Source organism: Amycolatopsis sp. MJM2582 (genome assembly GCF_000754115.1).
GTDB classification, from domain to species: Bacteria; Actinomycetota; Actinomycetes; order Mycobacteriales; family Pseudonocardiaceae; genus Amycolatopsis; species Amycolatopsis japonica.
The window spans coordinates 645,311-661,056 of the sequence record NZ_JPLW01000006.1 but is presented as its reverse complement, the minus strand read 5'-3'; the positions used below and the strand labels follow the sequence as shown (position 1 = coordinate 661,056).

General features: G+C 69.5%; 12 protein-coding genes. 5 read left to right on the top strand and 7 right to left on the bottom strand.

Annotated elements, in window-relative coordinates; genetic code table 11:
• Positions 1 to 22 precede the first annotated feature (22 nt).
• The 4 genes from ED92_RS34100 to ED92_RS34085 all read left to right on the top strand — a co-directional run bounded on the left by ED92_RS34100 (position 23) and on the right by ED92_RS34085 (position 4,233).
• The gene (locus ED92_RS34100) at positions 23 to 952 is read left to right on the top strand and encodes a GNAT family N-acetyltransferase (RefSeq protein ID WP_037345839.1); all 930 of its coding nucleotides are present in this window, start codon (positions 23 to 25) and stop codon (positions 950 to 952) included.
• A gap of 139 nt (positions 953 to 1,091) precedes the next feature.
• Positions 1,092 to 1,766 carry an ABC transporter ATP-binding protein gene (locus tag ED92_RS34095; protein ID WP_037345489.1) on the top strand — a complete coding sequence of 225 codons (675 nt, stop codon included), beginning with the start codon at positions 1,092 to 1,094 and terminating at the stop codon, positions 1,764 to 1,766.
• Entirely contained in the window at positions 1,763 to 3,658 is a 1,896-nt protein-coding gene (locus tag ED92_RS34090; protein ID WP_037345487.1) for a YhgE/Pip domain-containing protein, read from the top strand. Before ED92_RS34095 ends, ED92_RS34090 begins: the two co-directional genes overlap by 4 nt.
• Positions 3,655 to 4,233: a TetR/AcrR family transcriptional regulator gene (locus ED92_RS34085; RefSeq protein WP_037345486.1), complete on the top strand. Its 579-nt coding sequence runs from the start codon at positions 3,655 to 3,657 to the stop codon at positions 4,231 to 4,233. Before ED92_RS34090 ends, ED92_RS34085 begins: the two co-directional genes overlap by 4 nt.
• 100 nt (positions 4,234 to 4,333) lie before the next feature.
• Here ED92_RS34085 and ED92_RS34080 read toward each other — a convergent pair whose 3' ends face one another.
• The 7 genes from ED92_RS34080 to polA form a co-directional block, all read right to left on the bottom strand.
• A complete protein-coding gene (locus ED92_RS34080; protein ID WP_037345485.1) occupies positions 4,334 to 4,660 on the bottom strand; it encodes a CU044_2847 family protein in 327 nt (108 codons plus the stop codon).
• Between the two features lie 9 nt (positions 4,661 to 4,669).
• Positions 4,670 to 5,959, bottom strand: a complete 1,290-nt coding sequence (locus tag ED92_RS34075; RefSeq protein ID WP_037345484.1) for an ABC transporter substrate-binding protein — start codon at positions 5,957 to 5,959, stop codon at positions 4,670 to 4,672.
• Positions 5,956 to 7,044 (bottom strand): hypothetical protein, encoded by a 1,089-nt coding sequence (locus ED92_RS34070; protein WP_037345483.1) that lies wholly within the window; start codon positions 7,042 to 7,044, stop codon positions 5,956 to 5,958. The genes ED92_RS34075 and ED92_RS34070 overlap by 4 nt, the downstream gene beginning before the upstream one ends.
• Entirely contained in the window at positions 7,041 to 8,456 is a 1,416-nt protein-coding gene (locus ED92_RS34065; RefSeq protein ID WP_037345481.1) for a VWA domain-containing protein, read from the bottom strand. The genes ED92_RS34070 and ED92_RS34065 overlap by 4 nt, the downstream gene beginning before the upstream one ends.
• Positions 8,457 to 8,466: 10 nt before the next feature.
• Positions 8,467 to 10,704 carry a serine/threonine-protein kinase gene (locus tag ED92_RS34060; protein WP_037345478.1) on the bottom strand — a complete coding sequence of 746 codons (2,238 nt, stop codon included), beginning with the start codon at positions 10,702 to 10,704 and terminating at the stop codon, positions 8,467 to 8,469.
• A complete protein-coding gene (locus ED92_RS34055; RefSeq protein ID WP_037345475.1) occupies positions 10,701 to 12,305 on the bottom strand; it encodes a serine protease in 1,605 nt (534 codons plus the stop codon). Before ED92_RS34055 ends, ED92_RS34060 begins: the two co-directional genes overlap by 4 nt.
• Before the next feature lie 70 nt (positions 12,306 to 12,375).
• A complete protein-coding gene (polA, locus tag ED92_RS34050; RefSeq protein WP_037345472.1) occupies positions 12,376 to 15,117 on the bottom strand; it encodes a DNA polymerase I in 2,742 nt (913 codons plus the stop codon).
• Between the two features lie 62 nt (positions 15,118 to 15,179).
• Between polA and ED92_RS34045 the strand changes: the two genes are divergently transcribed.
• Positions 15,180 to 15,608, top strand: a complete 429-nt coding sequence (locus ED92_RS34045) for a PaaI family thioesterase (protein ID WP_037345470.1) — start codon at positions 15,180 to 15,182, stop codon at positions 15,606 to 15,608.
• Positions 15,609 to 15,746 lie beyond the last annotated feature (138 nt).

The window sequence follows — 15,746 nt, the reverse complement described above, 5'->3', positions numbered from 1 at the left end:
CGCGGCCGACCCTGGGGACGGGATGGAAATCGAGAAGACCTTGTTCGACGCGCACCGCGCCCGGTTCGTGTCGATCGACGGGTTCCTGCCCGAGGCGGCACCGGCCCCGGTCGTCGGCGAACGCGTGGACGCGGCCACCGCGGCCGGCGTCCAGGTCACCGGAGTGGTGCAACGTCAGCTGCACGGTCCGGACGACGTCCCCCTGCTGTGGTCGGCCGCCGACGTGCGCCAGCTGTTCCCGTTCATCGGGGACACCGGCACCGAGGGCATGGACGTGCTCCTGCGCGCGTGGCGGACGTGGATGGACGCCGAATCCCCCGGCGAGGACTCGTCCTGCGTGGTCAACTGGCCGAGCCGCGACGCCGAGGCGATCCGCGCCTTCCTCGACCACGGACTGGTGCCGATGTCCGCGCTCGCGGTGCGCACGGGACGCCACCGGGACACCCCGGACGCCGAGGGTGTCGCCGTCCGCCGGGCCCGCCGCGACGACTTCGACACCGTGCTCGCGATGGCCGTGTCGACCCACGACTACATCGGCCAGGTCGCCACCCGGCACCGCCCGAACGCCGCGGAACTGCTCGCCCCGGCGCTGGAACGCGCGCTCGACAAGGATCTCCCGCTGCTGTGGCTGGCCGAACGCGACGCCCGCATCGCGGCGTTCGCGCACGGCGCGTGGATCACCTCCTCACCCGGCTCGGCCGAGGCCGAACTGCTCCCCCACGGCCGCTGGGGCTACGTCAACAACGTCGTCACCCTGCCCGGCCTGCGCGGAAGCGGGCTCGGCCGCACACTGATGTCGGTGGTGCACAAGGAGTTCGCCGCCGACGGCGCGGACGGCACCTACCTCTACTACAACCCGACCAACCCGCTCTCCTCGGTGTTCTGGCACCGGCAGGGTTATCGTCCACTGTGGACGTCCTGGGAGGTCCATCCGGCGTCGGCCCTGCGATAGACGTCCGGTTTGCGGAGGTTTCGTCACTCTTGTGTGTGACGTGAGCCCCCCAAGGTTGTGCACCTCCCAGGTCAGGGCTAACTTTTGAACTGACCAGTCAGTTTAAAAGTTCCGCGAGTCACCGACCTGGGAGTTCTTCGTGCGGGTTCAAGCCGACAGGGTGTCCGTGACCGGACCCCACGGCACGTTGCTGTCGCCCACTTCGCTCACCGTTTCGGGTGGTGAGCTGGCGATAGTGCACGGCGAGCCAGGGGTCGGCGTCACCGCCTTCGGGCTGGCGCTGGCAGGCAGGCTGAAGCCCGCCACCGGGACGGTGACCGTCGAGGGCGGGGATCCGCACAAGGTCGTGGCGATCGTCGACTCCCCCGGGGTGAGCGAGCCGGACGGCGCGTTGTCGCTGCAGGTCGTCGTCGGGGAGGAACTCGAACTCGCGAAGCGCCCGGCGAACAAGGCCGCCGTCGCGAGCTGGCTGGCCGAGCACGACGCCGCCGCCTTCGCCACCACCCGCTTCGAGAACATCGAACCGGTGACGCGCACCCGGCTGCTCACCGCGCTCGCCGCGAGCCGTGAGGGCGTCGGCGTCCTCGTGCTCGACACCCCGGACCGGCACACCAGCGACGTCGACAGCTGGGCGCGGCTCGCCCGCGAGCACGCCGAGCGCGGCCTCGCCGTCATCGTGCTGACCGCCACCACCCCGGTTTCGGCCCTGCCGGAGAAGCCCGCGCGCTGCGGTGCCCTCGAGCAGCCCGACCCCGTGCGCTGCGCGCCGGTCGAAACCGCTGAGATCGAAGAGACTTCAGGAGACCAGGAATGAATCCCGTCCGGATCGCCGCCAACGAGCTGCGCCGGCTGAGCAGTGGCACCCTGCCGAAGCTCGCCATGGCCGCGCTCGTCCTGGTGCCGCTGCTCTACGCGTCCTTCTACCTCTACGCGAACTACGACCCGTACTCGCGCCTGGACAAGCTGCCCGCCGCCGTCTTCACTTCCGACACCGGCGCGAAGGACTCGGCCGGCGTGGAACGCAACGTCGGCCGTGAGGTCACCGACGAACTGGTCAAATCCGGCACGTTCCAGTGGCACGAGGTGTCCCAGGACGAGGCCGCGAAGGGCGTCCGCGACGACAAGTACTCGTTCGCGATCGGCATCCCGCGCGACTTCTCCACCGCGCTGCTGTCCTCGGGCAACTTCCAGCCCCAGCAGGCGACGATCACGCTGACCACCAACGACGCGAACAACTATCTGTCCGGGACCATCGCGAAACAGGTCGCCGAGCAGGTCCGCAAGACGATCGCGGAGAAGGTCGGCAGCGAGGCTGCGGACAAGTTCCTGGTCGGCTTCTCCACGATCTACGGCAAGATCCAGGAAGCCTCGACGGGTGCTTCGCAGCTCGCCGACGGCGCCGGCAAACTCAAGACCGGACAGCAGCAGCTGGCCGACGGCGCCAACCAGCTCGCGTCGGGCAGCTCCCAGCTGGCGACCGGCCTCGGCACCCTGAAATCCAGTACCGCACAGCTCCCCGCGCAGACCCAGAAGCTCGCCGACGGCGCCGGTCAGGTCGCCGACGGGAACCAGAAGGTCGCCGACGCCGCCTCGCTCGCGGCGACGGCTTCCGGCGACATCCAGACCAAACTCGACGGTTACCGCACCCAGCTCGCGCAGGATCTGCGTGCCGCCGAAGTCCCCGAGGCGAAGGTGCAGGAGATCCTGAGCCGCCTCGACACCCTCCGGTCGCCGGTCGACCAGGCGAACACGAAGATCCAGGGCGCGAACAGCCAGCTGATCCAGCTCGCGTCCGGCGCCCGGCAGGTGTCCGACGGCGCGCACCAGCTGGCCTCGGCCACCCCGCAGCTCACCAGCGGCATCGCGCAGGCGGCCGACGCGTCGGCGCAGATCCGCGACGGCGCCGCGAAGCTGAACGACGGCGAGAAGACCGCGGTCAACGGCACGAACCAGCTCGCCGACGGCGCGGTGCAGCTGCGCGACGGGCTCGCGGCCGGGCTGAAGGAGATCCCGAACCCGGACGACCCCACCCGGGCGGCGACCGCCAACACCATCGCGGACCCGGTGGCGGTCAACTCCTCCGGCGTCGCCTCGGCCGGGACCTACGGCGCGGGTCTCGCCCCGTTCTTCATCTCGCTCGCGACCTGGATCGGCGCGTTCGTGCTGTTCCTGTTGCTGCGCCCGCTCTCGACCCGCGCGCTGACCGCCGGCGCGTCACCGTTCAAGGTCGCGCTCGGCGGCTGGCTGTCCTCGGCGCTGCTCGGGATCGCGCAGGTGATCGTGCTGTTCGGCGCGGTGACCTGGCTGGTCGGCATCGACGTCGCGCATCCGCTCGGCGCGATCGGGTTCGCGGTGCTGGTGTCGCTGACCTTCACGTCGGTGGTGCACGCGCTCAACGCGTTCTTCGGCGCCGTCGGGAAGTTCCTCGGCCTGGTGTTGCTGGTGCTCCAGCTGGTGAGCGCGGGCGGCACGTTCCCGTGGCAGACGATCCCGGACGCGTTGTACCCGTTGCACATCGTGCTGCCGATGGGTTACGCGATCGACGGATTCCGGCACCTGCTCTACAGTGGCGCCTCGATGGAGATTCTCGGTGACATCGGTGTCCTTGTCGCGTATCTCGTCGGCGGGATCCTGGTCTCGACACTGGCGGCGCGGAAACGGCGCACCTGGACGGTTTCGGCGCTGAAACCCGAGCTGGCGTTGTGAGTCCCCGGGGTGAGGCGACGAAGCAGAAGCTGTTCGAAGCGACGCTGCGGTTGTCCGCCAGCCGTGGCCTCGTGGGGCTGACGGTGGACGACATCGCGGCCGAGGCGAAGGTCGCGAAGGGCACCGTCTACTACAACTTCGGCAGCAAGGACGGTCTTGTCGACGCACTGCTGCGCTACGGCGTCGGCGTGCTCGCGGACCGGCTGCGCGCGGCGACCGGCGACGGCGACCCGATGGACGTCATCGAGTCGCAAGTGGACGGTGCGCTGGAGTTCATCGCCGAATACCCCGGTTTCTCGCAGATCCTGGTGAGCGAGATGTGGCGTACGCCCGGCACCTGGCACGAAACGCTGACGCTGCTGCGCGAGGAGATCATTTCGATCGTGCGCGAACAACTCCACCGGCTGGACGCCGCCGGGCGGCTGCCCGACGGCGTCCAGATCCAGACCGCCGCGGCGGGGCTGTTCGGCACGATGCTGGTGGTCGCGCTCGACTGGCAGGTCTTCCAGCCGAAACGGACCAGGGCCGATGTGCGGGAATCGGTGATGGTGCTGATCCGGGGCCTCGGGCGCTAGTCCGGGTCTCGCGTGCTTGAACCCGGATTTCGCGTGATTGGGGACGGATTTCGCGTGATTGAAGGCGGATCTCGCGTGATTGAGCGTGTTTCGGCTCCGATCACGTGTCTTCCGTCTCCCGGACCCACTTCAGCTTGACCTCGAAGTTCCCCTCCAGTCCCGTTTTCGCGATGACGGCGCCCGCTTGCGCGGTCAGCTTGACGCCGAACTTGAGTTCGACCTCGTCCGGTCCCCTGGTCATCGACCGGAAGGCGTCCAGCGCCGCCGCGGCCGCGTCCTTGACGTTCGCGAGTGCCGCTTCGAAGGACCCCTTGGTGTCCTCGATCAGGTCGTCACGCCGGGAGACCCGGGCGGTGCCGGGGACCGGGTCGATCTCGACGATCACCGAACCACCGCCTTCGAGCGGGAATCGTGCCAGGTCGTTCACCGATACTCCTCACTGTCCACAGGGGATTTCGAACCATTCGCCCTGCTGGATGTTTTTTCGGACGTCGTCGAGTTGTTTCAGCAGGATTTCCAGCCGGTCCCGGTTGCTCAGGTATTCCAGGACGGCACGGTGGAACGCGCCGGTCATCGTCGCGGGCATCAGGTCCGAGGCGTCGAAGCACAGCGCGGACGCCGAAGTGATCGTGTCCGCGACCCTCCGGCTCACCTGATCCGGATAGACGTCGAGACCGAGCTTCCGGTTGGCGGAAAAGGCGTTCGCGCGCGGGATCGACGGCCAGATCCGCTGTGCCTTCTCCGAAGCGAGGAACTCCATCAGCTTGCGCGCCTGCGGGGTGTCCTGGAACATCCCGGCGAGGTCGGCCGCGACCTCGGAAACGTCGCGGCCGGGGAAGGAGAGGAAGTCGAAATCGGTGCCCGGCTTGGGAAAGGTCCCGTCGGGGCGTTTGAAGTTCTGGTAGCGGCTCATGATGAACGACGCCTGGTGTTCGAGCGCGCAGCCCGGCGGATCGGTGAACATGGCCTTGCCCGCGTCGCCGAAATCGGTCAGCAGCGCGGCCGCGGTACCGCCGCGGATCGCGGTGGGTTCGAGCACGGAACCCCAGTCCAGCCAAGCCTGTTTGACCTCGGGTGAGGTCCACGGCAGCCCGCCGGACGCCCACTGCCGGTACTTCTCCGGCCCCGCCGAATGCAGCAGGATGTCTTCGATCCAGTCGGTTCCCGGCCAGCCCGAGGTGGGCGGCGCACCCATCCCGACACACCACGGCGTGCCGCCGGCCGCCGTCACCCCGGCGGAGTATTCGCGGAGCGCGGCGAACGTCGTCGGGCGGATCCCGGTCATCCGCGCCGGGTCGTACCAGATCAGGCTCTTGAGATCGGCCTTCACCGCGACCGCGTACAGCTTCTCGGTGCCGATTTTCTGCAGGGTGACCCACTGCGAGCTGAAAGACCGCGTCACGGCGGCGGAAAGGTCGTCGTCGAGCGGCAGCAGGTCGCCCGACTTCCGGTATTTCGCCAGCACCCCGGCGTTCGGCAGGACGGCCACGTCCGGCGGCGTACCGCGCTGGACGTCCGAAGCGAGCACCTGATCGACGGCCCGGGTGCCTTCGTAGAGGTAACCGATCCCGGTGTCGGCCTTGAACGCGTCCAGCACCTGGCGGAAGGCCGTTTCCTCGCCGCCGGTCCAGGACGCGAGGACGACGACCGGTTCGTCTTCCGCCGACGCCGAACAGCCGCCTGCGACCAGTGACAGCGCCGTCAGCACGGCGATCAGGCGCTTCACGGGCGGTACCGGTATTCGTCGATCCGGGCGTGCAGCCCGAGTAGGACGAGCCCGCCCGCGAGCAGGGTGCCGGCCGGGATCAGGAACTCCCGTCCGCCGGATTCGGCCGCGGCGGAGGCGTCGGCCGCCACCGCCTTCGCGCCCGCCGTGGCCACCCGGGTGTTGTCCGTCGCCACCGTCGTGGACTGCCGTGCCCGCACCCGGAACTCGTCGACGGTCACCCCGCATCCCTGCCCCTCGTCGCAGTACCCGGTCAGCAGGTCGGCGAGCTGCCGCTGACCGGCGTCGTCGGCCGCCTTGATCTGCTGAGACCGCGCGGCGGCGACACCGTCGAGCCGCTCCCCGACCGAATCCAGCCGGTCGCGGCTGATCAGGGTGAGCACCAGGGCGACGCCGATGGCGGCGATCAGCACGGTCGCCGCGAGCAGCGGGAGGTTCGCCACGCGCCGGAAACGCTTCCGCAGGTACAGCTGGGTGAAGACCAGCAGCACCAGGAGGGCCAGCACCGGCAGCAGCCACAGCGGGAGCATCGCGAGGCTCATCCCGGTGTCCGACAGCTGCCGGTCCAGCGCCTCACGTTGCCTGCCCTGCAACACTTCCAGCTCTTCCAAGACCCCGCCCGAAGCGTGCAGCAGCCGCGAGGCGTGCCAGAGATCGACCGCGCCCAGCACGGCGGCGTCCGGCTGGCGGAAGTGCACGTCGGCCTGTCCGATGGAGCCTGAGTAGGCCGCGACCTGGCTTTCGATCACCTGCAGCGCGTTGCCGCCCGCCTCACCCGCCTGGTTGAACTCCGCGACCCGCGCGAGGCTCTGGCTCGCCAGCGCCAACTGGTTCGCGTACTCCTGCCCCGGCCCGGCGAGTTTCGCCTCACCGGAGGCGAAACTCGCGATCGCGGCGGCGTCGGCGGCCACCAGCGCGGCCCGTGCGGCGGTCACTTCGAGCACCGCCTGCGCGGTGCGGTCGCGGACGGTCTCCGCCGTGTTCTGGACGTTCTGGAACGCCCACAGCGAGACCACCAGCACCGCGAGGGTGAGCGCCAGCAACGCGGTGCGGAGCCGGACCAGCCGCACCCGGGTGGCCGTCACGAAACGACCTCGCCGAACGGTCTTCCACAGCCGACGCAGAAGTTCGCCCCGGCGGGTGAGAGCGCGGGGCAGGCCGGGCAGGCGACCGGTGTTCCGTCGGGCATCGGCTGATCTTCCTGCGGAACGGCGATTTCCGAAACCCTCGACGGGATGACGACGTGCAACGCGTGGCTGCGGGTCGCGTCGGGGCGCAACCGCACCACGCCTTTCTCCGCGTCGACGATCTCCACGACCCCGGAGAGACGGCTGAGGGTTTCTTCGTCACCCGCGGCGGTGGCGAGGGCGACCGCGCGACCCCAGTCCCGTTCGGCTCCGGCCCGGTCGCCCGCCGCGTAGGCGTCACCGCCCGCGGTCAGCGCCTCGCCGAGATCGGCCTGTGCGGCGTATTTCGAGACCATCGGGTGAATCAGCGTCGGCGGGATCGGATCGCGTGTCCACCGCCCCGCGATGGCCAGCGCGTCCTCCTCGACCGCGGCTCCCGGCACCGGGACGAGTTCCGTCCACGCCAGCTGGCGGTCCTGACCGTGGCTGGGTTCGAGGTCCGGGTCGAGATCCAGGATCAGCTGGTAGTCCCGTGTCTCGTCGCTCGCGAACGAACCGAGCGACAGCTCCTGCTCGCGGACGCCGACCTCCCGGCACCGGTCGGTGAGGTCGTACTCGTCGGGGAACACCTGCTTGATCGACCGCAGCCTGCTGAACGGCATGGTGCCGATCCGCAGCCGGACCTCGGGCAGCACCTTCGTCATCGCGCTCTCGACCAGCTGCCGGAAGTCGTCGGCCAGTTTGTCGTCCTCGACGACGGAATCGACGTTCCCGCGCAGAACCCTGCCGATCTGGGTGAGTTCAGCGGGCTCCCAGCCGTCGCCGATCCCCCTGGCGTCGCAGACGAAGCGGCCTTCGCAGCTGTTCAGCACGGTCATCAGATCGGCCCTGGTCTGGGAATCGTTGCGGCCGTCGGTGAGGAGGATGGCGTGGCGGACGGCGTCGGGCACGCCGTCGAAGAGGTCGCGTGCCTTGGCCAGCCAGGCACCCATCGCGGTACCGCCGACGGCCGCGAGATGCTCGACGGCGGCACGCGCCTCCGCCCTGGTCCGGTCGGAAGCGGTCACCAGGCCGTCCTCGGCCGGGTAGATCATCTTCGCGCGATCGGTTCCTTGGATGACGGCGAACCGCACGCCGTCGGGGAGGACGTCGATAGCCGCCGCGGCCGCGCGCCGGGCCTCGCCGATCTTGGTGCTGGGGAAGCGCATCGAACTGGAGCAGTCGATCATCAGGACCTCGGCGGCCGTCCTGGCCGCGGACGCTTCACCGCCGCGGGAGACGACCCGGACGATCGCGGTCATCGCCCGGTCCCCCTCGGCCAGGAACTTGTTCTGGTGCACTTCGAGGCCCAGACCCGGCTCCCCGCTCATTTCTCCCCTTTCACACCAGCGTCACCGGTCTCACCGAGTTCGCGAGATCGATCAGCACGTCGTGCGCTTCCGGCGAAGGCGCGTGATGGGCGAGCCGCCGGTACGACCTGTCCAGCACGGTGCGGGCGCCCGTCTCGTCCGCGCGCAGGATCTCGCCGTCGGTGATCCCGTCCTGCCCGAGCAGCACCCCCGCCAGCCCTGTTTCCCGCACCGCCGTCACGAGCCGGTCGAGTGCGTCGCCGTCGAGGTCCAACGCGGTCAGCCGGACGACCGCGTCGTCGAGTTCCGCGGATGACGGGAGGTCACCCGTCTCCGGCATCGGCGCGGACAGCACCCGTACGCCGGCGATCCGCGCCGCCTCGTCGTAGCGCGAGAATTCCGGGACCTGGTCGAGAATCCCGACGGCGGCCGCACGGTTGCCTCGTGACAGGCGGACCCGCGCGAGCCCGAACGCCGCGCTGACCTGCGCCCGGTCCCGCACCCACAGAGCGTCGTAGTACCGCTCGGCGGCGGCCGCGCCGTTGAGGTGCTCCTCGCAGAGCCCCAGTGCGAGTTTCGGCGGCTCCTCGCCGGGGATGTCGCGGTACACGGCGGTGAACTTCTCCTTGGCCGCGGCGAAATCGCCCTCGCCGAGCGCGAGCAGACCTCGATGCCACGCCACCCGCCAGTCGTGGGCGGCGCGCTCCCCCAGCAGCCGTTCGGCCTCCGCCACCGCCAGCGTGCCCTCGATGACGGCGCCGAGTTCCAGCTGCGCCCGGCACCGGCGGAAGCCGACCTCCGGCGAACCGGGCACCTTGTCGAGTTTCTTCAGCAGCCGCGCCGCGTCGGGCGCGCGGACGGCACGGAGGAAGTTCGCCTGCGGGTCGTCCGGATCCTCACGCGGCACCGGCAGCCCGAGGGCGATCTCCTCGGCGGACGGCCGCGCGCCGAGCGAGACGGGGGTGCCCCGCGTCCAGTGCTCCAGCGGCGGCGCCTGACCGAGTCCAGCGTCGAGCAGCACCGCCCCTTCGGCGAACAACGTCGACGCGCCGGGCCGGGACTGCTTGTCTCGCAAGGAAAGGATCTCACCGAGTACGCCGTCGAGCTGGACCAGCATTTCGCGCGCGGTCGCGAACCGCTGTTCGAACGGCGCGGTCGCCCGGTCGAGGACGCGGAGGAACGACTCGATACCGAACCGGACGCCGCGCGCGTCGGTGGTGACCGACCAGCCGTCGCTGGCCTGGAAGAGTTCCCGCAAGGTCACGCCGACGGTGTGGATGTCGGACCGGACGGTGAGACCGTGGGTCGCCCGTTCCCGCGGGGTCACCTGATAGTGCTCGGTGCCGACGATCGGGCTTTCGTCGTCGTCGATCTTGCGGATGGCGCCGAAATCGATGAGCTTGATCCGCTTCTCGCCGTGGATCACGTTGTCCGGCTTCATGTCGCAGTACAGCAGGCCTTCGCCGTGCAGGTAGTCGAGCGCGGTCAGGATCTCGCGCCCGTACGCCACGACGTGCTCGACCAGCAGCCGTCCCTCGCTGGAGTCCAGCCCGGCCCGGCCGCGGTTCTTGACCTCCCGCAGGGAAAGGCCGTCGACGAACTCCATCACGATGTAGCGGAAGTCGTCGTGCTCCACGACGTCGAGGATCCGGACGATGTTCGGATGGTCCAGCGCGGTGAGCACCTGGCTCTCGGTCTCCGCGATCCGGACGGCGGCGGTGTTGTTCGTGTTGATCAGGCCCTTGAGCGCGACGTACCGGTCGCCGAGCCCGGAATCCGTTGCCAGATAGACGAACCCGAGCCCGCCGCGGGCGACACAGCCGAGCACGTGATAGCGGCCGTCGACCACGTCGCCCGCCGCGAGCTTGGGCGAGAAGGAGAACGGCGTCCGGCAGACCGGGCAGAACCCCTCGGCGGGCGCGGGCCCGCCACCGACCGAACGGCCGACCGGGGTGGACGTGCACCCGTGCTTGCCGCAGAACCGTTCCTCCTCCGGGACATGCGGCTCGGTGAGCAGGCGGCCCGAGATCTCCGGGAGTTCGACGACCGGCAGCGGCACCCGGTCGTCCGCGGCGGCGTGACCCGCGATCCGCTGGGCGCGCGTGACCACCGTGCTGGTGATCCTGGTCGGCAGCTCACCGGGGCCGGGGATCACCAGGGTGGGTTTCTCCTGTGGCTCTTCCGGAGTGCCGGGCGGCAATCCGCAGATCTTGCAGAAGCCGGTCTTGCCGAGCACACCGGGGCAGCCGTCCTGTCCGCAGGCCGTCATCCGTCGATCCGTTTCCGTACGGTGTCCGCGTACCGCTCGACGGCGGCCGCCGCGGCCGTCAGGTCGCACGGTCCTTCGAAGAGCATCCGCCAGGCGGGGGCGTAGGCGGCTTCCAGTTCGACGTCCTCGACGAGCCCGCCGTTACGGGCCATCTCCCCGTACGCGTCGAGCCGGGCACGCAGTTCCGCGCGCCGGGCGAGGTTTTCGTCGAGGAGGCGGCGCAGGTCGCGAGCACGATCGACGGTCTTGGCCACGGCACGCTCACAGACCGGAAGCTGCCGTTTCACCCACTCCGTGTCACCGTCGCGCTCCGCCGAACGCAGTTGCGTCAACGCGCCGCGCAGCCGCCGCTCCTTCGGATGAACGTGCGGGGCGGCGGAGAAGCGGGGCGCGTCGCTCGCATTGTCCTTCTCCAGCTTGGCGAGTTCACCCAACCGGGTTTCCAGGAGGGCCAGCCGGCCCTCGATGTCGTCCTCGTCCGCGGGCAGTACGTCCGTGCTCGACCGGACCACGCTCACCCCCGGTGAGGTCGCCTCGCGGAACGCCAACGCGAGGCGCAGCCCGAGTTCGTGCGCGCGCTGGGCCAGCGGCACGAGCACCTCGCCGACGAGTTCGTCGGGTTCGGCGGCTTCGTCGACCCCGTAGACGACCACGGTGCGGCCGGAACCGTGACGACCGGCCGGCGAATCCGCGGCGACGTCGAGCCGGTCGGAGATGCGGCGGCGCACTTCGTCGGCGGTCTTGCCGATCGCGTCCACGGCGAGCGCGACACTGCCCACCGGCGGCACCGTCGGTCCCGTCGCGGTCCGGCCGGCGCCGCGTTCCCGGTCGGCGAGCACGACGGCGCGCCGCAAGGAGGCCGCGACCGCGGAATCGTCCTGTCCCATGATGATCACCCGGACGTCGGCCCGGCCGTGCCCGCCGAGCCAGCGGGCGAATTCGCGCGCGAACCGAGGATCGAGCGCGGGCGGCTCCGGGTACTGCACGAAACCCGGGTCGATCGCGGGGCTGCCTTCGGCCCAGCGGCGCAGTTCCGGCAGGTAACCGAGCATGGTCTCGACCGGGATCATCCAGGAGACACGGGCGGCCTCGGTCGCGTACCGGGTCGCGACCATGCCGACGACGTGGCCGGTCTTGTCGGCGATCACCGCCGAACCGCTGAAGCCGTGGGTGATCGGCTCGGCATCGGGATCGCGGTGCAACTGGACGCGTTCGAGGCCGTGCCCGCCGTCGCCGACGACGGTGGCTAGCGACCACATCCCGTCCGAACCGCAGGGGAAGCCGTACGCCCGGACGCGCTGGTCGTCTTCGAGGGCTGTCCGGTGAAGCGGGGCGCCGGAGATCTGTTCCTCGGGTTCACGCAACCGGAGCAGCGCGATGTCCCCACCGTCGTCGCCGATGGGCGCCGCCTGCGCGACGATCGTGGCGATTCCGGACTCCACACCGGGAAGCGCCACGAAATCCACCGTGACACCGTCGAGGCCTTCGATCACGTGAGCGCAGGTGAGGAGGTGTTCACCGTCGAGCATGGTCCCGGCGCCCAGGATCCGCCCACGACGATCGCGCAGCCGCACCCGCCAGCGTCTGCGCTCGGAAGTCACGCGAAAGACCCTACCGATCGTGAGTGGTAATGACGGTCGGAACCGTCATTACCACTCACGAGGCGTAATGCTAATGCGCGGCGTCGTTCCAGGACCGCCCGTACCCGACGGAGACCTCGAGCGGGACGGCCAGCTCGTACGCCGAACCCATTCCCTGGCGCACCAACGCTTCCAGCTGCTCGCGTTCGCCGTCGGCGACCTCGAGGACGAGCTCGTCGTGGACCTGCAGCAGCACGCGGCTCTTCAATTTCGCCTCGGTCAGCGCCTTGTGCACGTTGAGCATGGCGACCTTGATGATGTCGGCCGCGCTGCCCTGGATGGGCGCGTTGAGCGCCATCCGTTCGGCCATTTCCCGGCGCTGCCGGTTGTCGCTGTTGAGGTCCGGCAGATAACGGCGGCGGCCGAAGATCGTCTCGGTGTAGCCGACCTTCGCCGCGTCGCCCACGACCGAATGGAGGTAATCGCGCACGCCGCCGAAACGGGAGAAGTACGCCTCCATCTGCTCTTTGGCTTCCTCGGTGGAGATCCGCAGCTGCTGCGAAAGGCCGTACGCCGAAAGCCCGTACGCCAGGCCGTACGACATGGCCTTGACCCGGAACCGCAGCTCCGGCGTGATCTCCTCCGGCGGCAGCGAGAACGCGCGCGACGCCACGAAAGTGTGCAGATCCTCGCCGCTGTTGAAGGCCTGGATCAGGCCCTCGTCCTGCGAAAGGTGCGCCATGATCCGCATTTCGATCTGGCTGTAGTCCGCCGTCATCAGCTCGGCGTACCCGTCGCCGACGACGAACGCGTCGCGGATGCGGCGTCCTTCTTCGGTGCGGATCGGGATGTTCTGGAGGTTCGGGTCGACCGACGAGAGCCGTCCGGTGGCGGCGATCGTCTGCAGCAGCGTGGTGTGGATGCGGCCGTCGTCGGCGACCGACTTGATCAGGCCCTCGACCGTGGTGCGCAGGCGGGTCGCGTCCCGGTGCTCCAGCAGATGCTGCAGGAACGGGTGCTCGGTCTTCTCGAAGAGGCTCTGCAGCGCCTCGGCGTCGGTGGTGTAGCCGGTCTTGGTGCGCTTGGTCTTCGGCATGCCGAGCTCGTCGAACAGGATGACCTGCAGCTGCTTCGGCGAACCGAGGTTGACCTGCTTGCCGATGACCGCGTACGCCTCCTCCGCGGCCTGCGTCACCCGGCTGAGGTAATGCGCTTCCAGGTCGGTCAGGTGCTCGATGTCGACCGCGATACCCGCCGCCTCGAGCCCGGTGATCACCTGCAGCAACGGCAGTTCGAGCTCGGCGAGCAGCTGCGCGCCGCCCAGTTCTTCGAGCTCCTTGGTCAGCGCGCCGGCGAGCTCGGCGACCGCGCGGGCCTTGACCAGCTCGGCCTGGATCTCCTTCTGCTCCATGTCCTCGGCGCCACCGTCGAGCAGCGAAAGCTGCCCGTCCCCGGTGTCGGCCTCGGACCGCAGCTCACGGTGCAGGTACCGCAGGGCGAGGTCGTCGAGTTCGAAGGTGCGCTGGCCGGGGCGGACGAGGTACGCCGCGAGCGCGGTGTCCATGACAAGCCCGGCGAACGTCCAGCCGCGTGCCTTGACGGCGTGCAGGGGGACCTTGAGCTCGTGGCCGATCTTCTGGATCTTCTCGTCGGCGAGCCAGGCCGTGAGCGCCTTGTCGTCCTCGGCGTCCATCGCGGTGACGTCGACGTACGCGCCTTCGCCGTCCGCGGCCGCGAAGGTGATGGCCTTCAGGTCCGAGCGGACCGAGGCACCGGTGGTGCGGAACGCCAGGCCGACCGGCTTGTCCGTGCCGGTGTGCGCGGACAGCCATTCCGTGAGGGCGCCCGGCGCGAGCTTGGAGCCGCTGACCTCGAAACCTTCCTCGGCCTCGGGTTCGGCGCTCTGCAGGGTGGCGAAGAGCCGGTCTCGCAGGACGCGGAACTCGAGCTCGTCGAACAGCGCGTGCACGGCCTCGCGGTCCCACGGGCGCAGTTCGAGCATCGTCGGGCCGAGCTCCAGCTCGACGTCGCGGATCAGCTCGGTGAGCTGGCGGTTCAGCATGACCGCGCCGAGGTGCTCGCGCAGCGCGTCGCCGACCTTGCCCTTGACCTCGTCGACCCGGTCGATCAGCTCGTTGAAGGAGCCGAACTGCCGGATCCACTTCGCGGCCGTCTTCTCCCCCACCCCGGGGATGCTGGGCAGGTTGTCCGAGGGGTCGCCACGCAGCGCGGCGAAGTCCGGGTACTGCGCCGGCGTGAGGCCGTACTTCTCCTCGACCGCCTCCGGGGTGAACCGGGTCATCTCCGACACGCCACGCTTCGGGTACAGCACGGTGACCTGGTCGGTCACCAGCTGGAGCGCGTCACGGTCGCCCGTACAGATGAGGACGTCGAAACCTTCGGCGGTCGCCTGTGTCGTGAGCGTGGCGATGATGTCGTCGGCTTCGTAGTTCTCCTTGGTCAGCGCCGGGATGCCGAGGACCTTGAGCACGTCCTCGACCAGCCCGACCTGGCCCTTGAACTCGTCCGGGGTGCTGCTGCGGTTGGCCTTGTACTCCGCGAACGTCTCCGACCGGAACGTCTTGCGGGAGAGGTCGAACGCCACCGCCAGATGGGTCGGCGCCTCGTCGCGCAGCAGGTTGATGAGCATCGAGGTGAACCCGAAGACCGCGTTCGTCGTCTGCCCGGTCTTCGTCTTGAAGTTCTCCGCGGGCAGCGCGAAGAAGGCGCGATACGCCATCGAATGGCCGTCGATCAGCAGCAGTTTGGGCCGCTCGGCCTGTGCGGTGGCGGGTGTGGCGTTGGCAACGGTCGTGTTCTCACTCGGGCTCACGGGAGCGAGTCTAGGGTGAGGGTCTGACAGTCCTACCTGTCGTGTCTGTTAAGGAGCTTTGCGTGACCGAACAAGCCCTCGAAACCTTCGCCGGGATCGACCCGGCCTTCGCCGGACAGCAGCTCAACGACAAGCTCGGGCTCGAGATCAGCGAATTCGGTCCCGAACGCGTCGTGGGCAGCATCCCGGTAGAGGGCAACCTCCAGCCCTACGGCCTCCTCCACGGCGGCGCGAACGCCGTCGTCGCGGAAGCGCTCGGTTCGATGGTCTGCGCGCTCAACGCCGGCACCGACAAGGCGACGATGGGGCTGGAGCTTTCGTGCACGCACCACCGGGCGGTCCGGTCCGGGCGGGTGACCGGTGTCGCGACGCCGGTGCACGTCGGACGCGGGACGGTGACCGCCGAGATCGTGCTGACCGACGACCAGGGGCGCCGGTCGTGCACGGCGCGGCTGACCTGTGTGGTGCGGGAGCGGCCGCCGGGCGCCTGACCCGTCCCGACCTTCTGCAGTGTCATGAAAGGGCCGTTCAGGACGTTTTTCGTCCTGAACGGCCCTTTCATGACATAGGCGACCGCCGCGGGTGGACACCGGAAGTCCGTGAAGGCCCCCTTCACTACCTTGAGGGTA

Excerpts from the sequence above, each read along its gene's own strand:
- ED92_RS34090 (WP_037345487.1), top strand. The coding sequence starts at position 1,763 with ATGAATCCCGTCCGGATCGCCGCCAACGAGCTGCGCCGGCTGAGCAGT.
- ED92_RS34060 (WP_037345478.1), bottom strand. The coding sequence starts at position 10,704 with ATGACGGCCTGCGGACAGGACGGCTGCCCCGGTGTGCTCGGCAAGACC.
- ED92_RS34065 (WP_037345481.1), bottom strand. The coding sequence starts at position 8,456 with ATGAGCGGGGAGCCGGGTCTGGGCCTCGAAGTGCACCAGAACAAGTTC.
- ED92_RS34100 (WP_037345839.1), top strand. The coding sequence starts at position 23 with ATGGAAATCGAGAAGACCTTGTTCGACGCGCACCGCGCCCGGTTCGTG.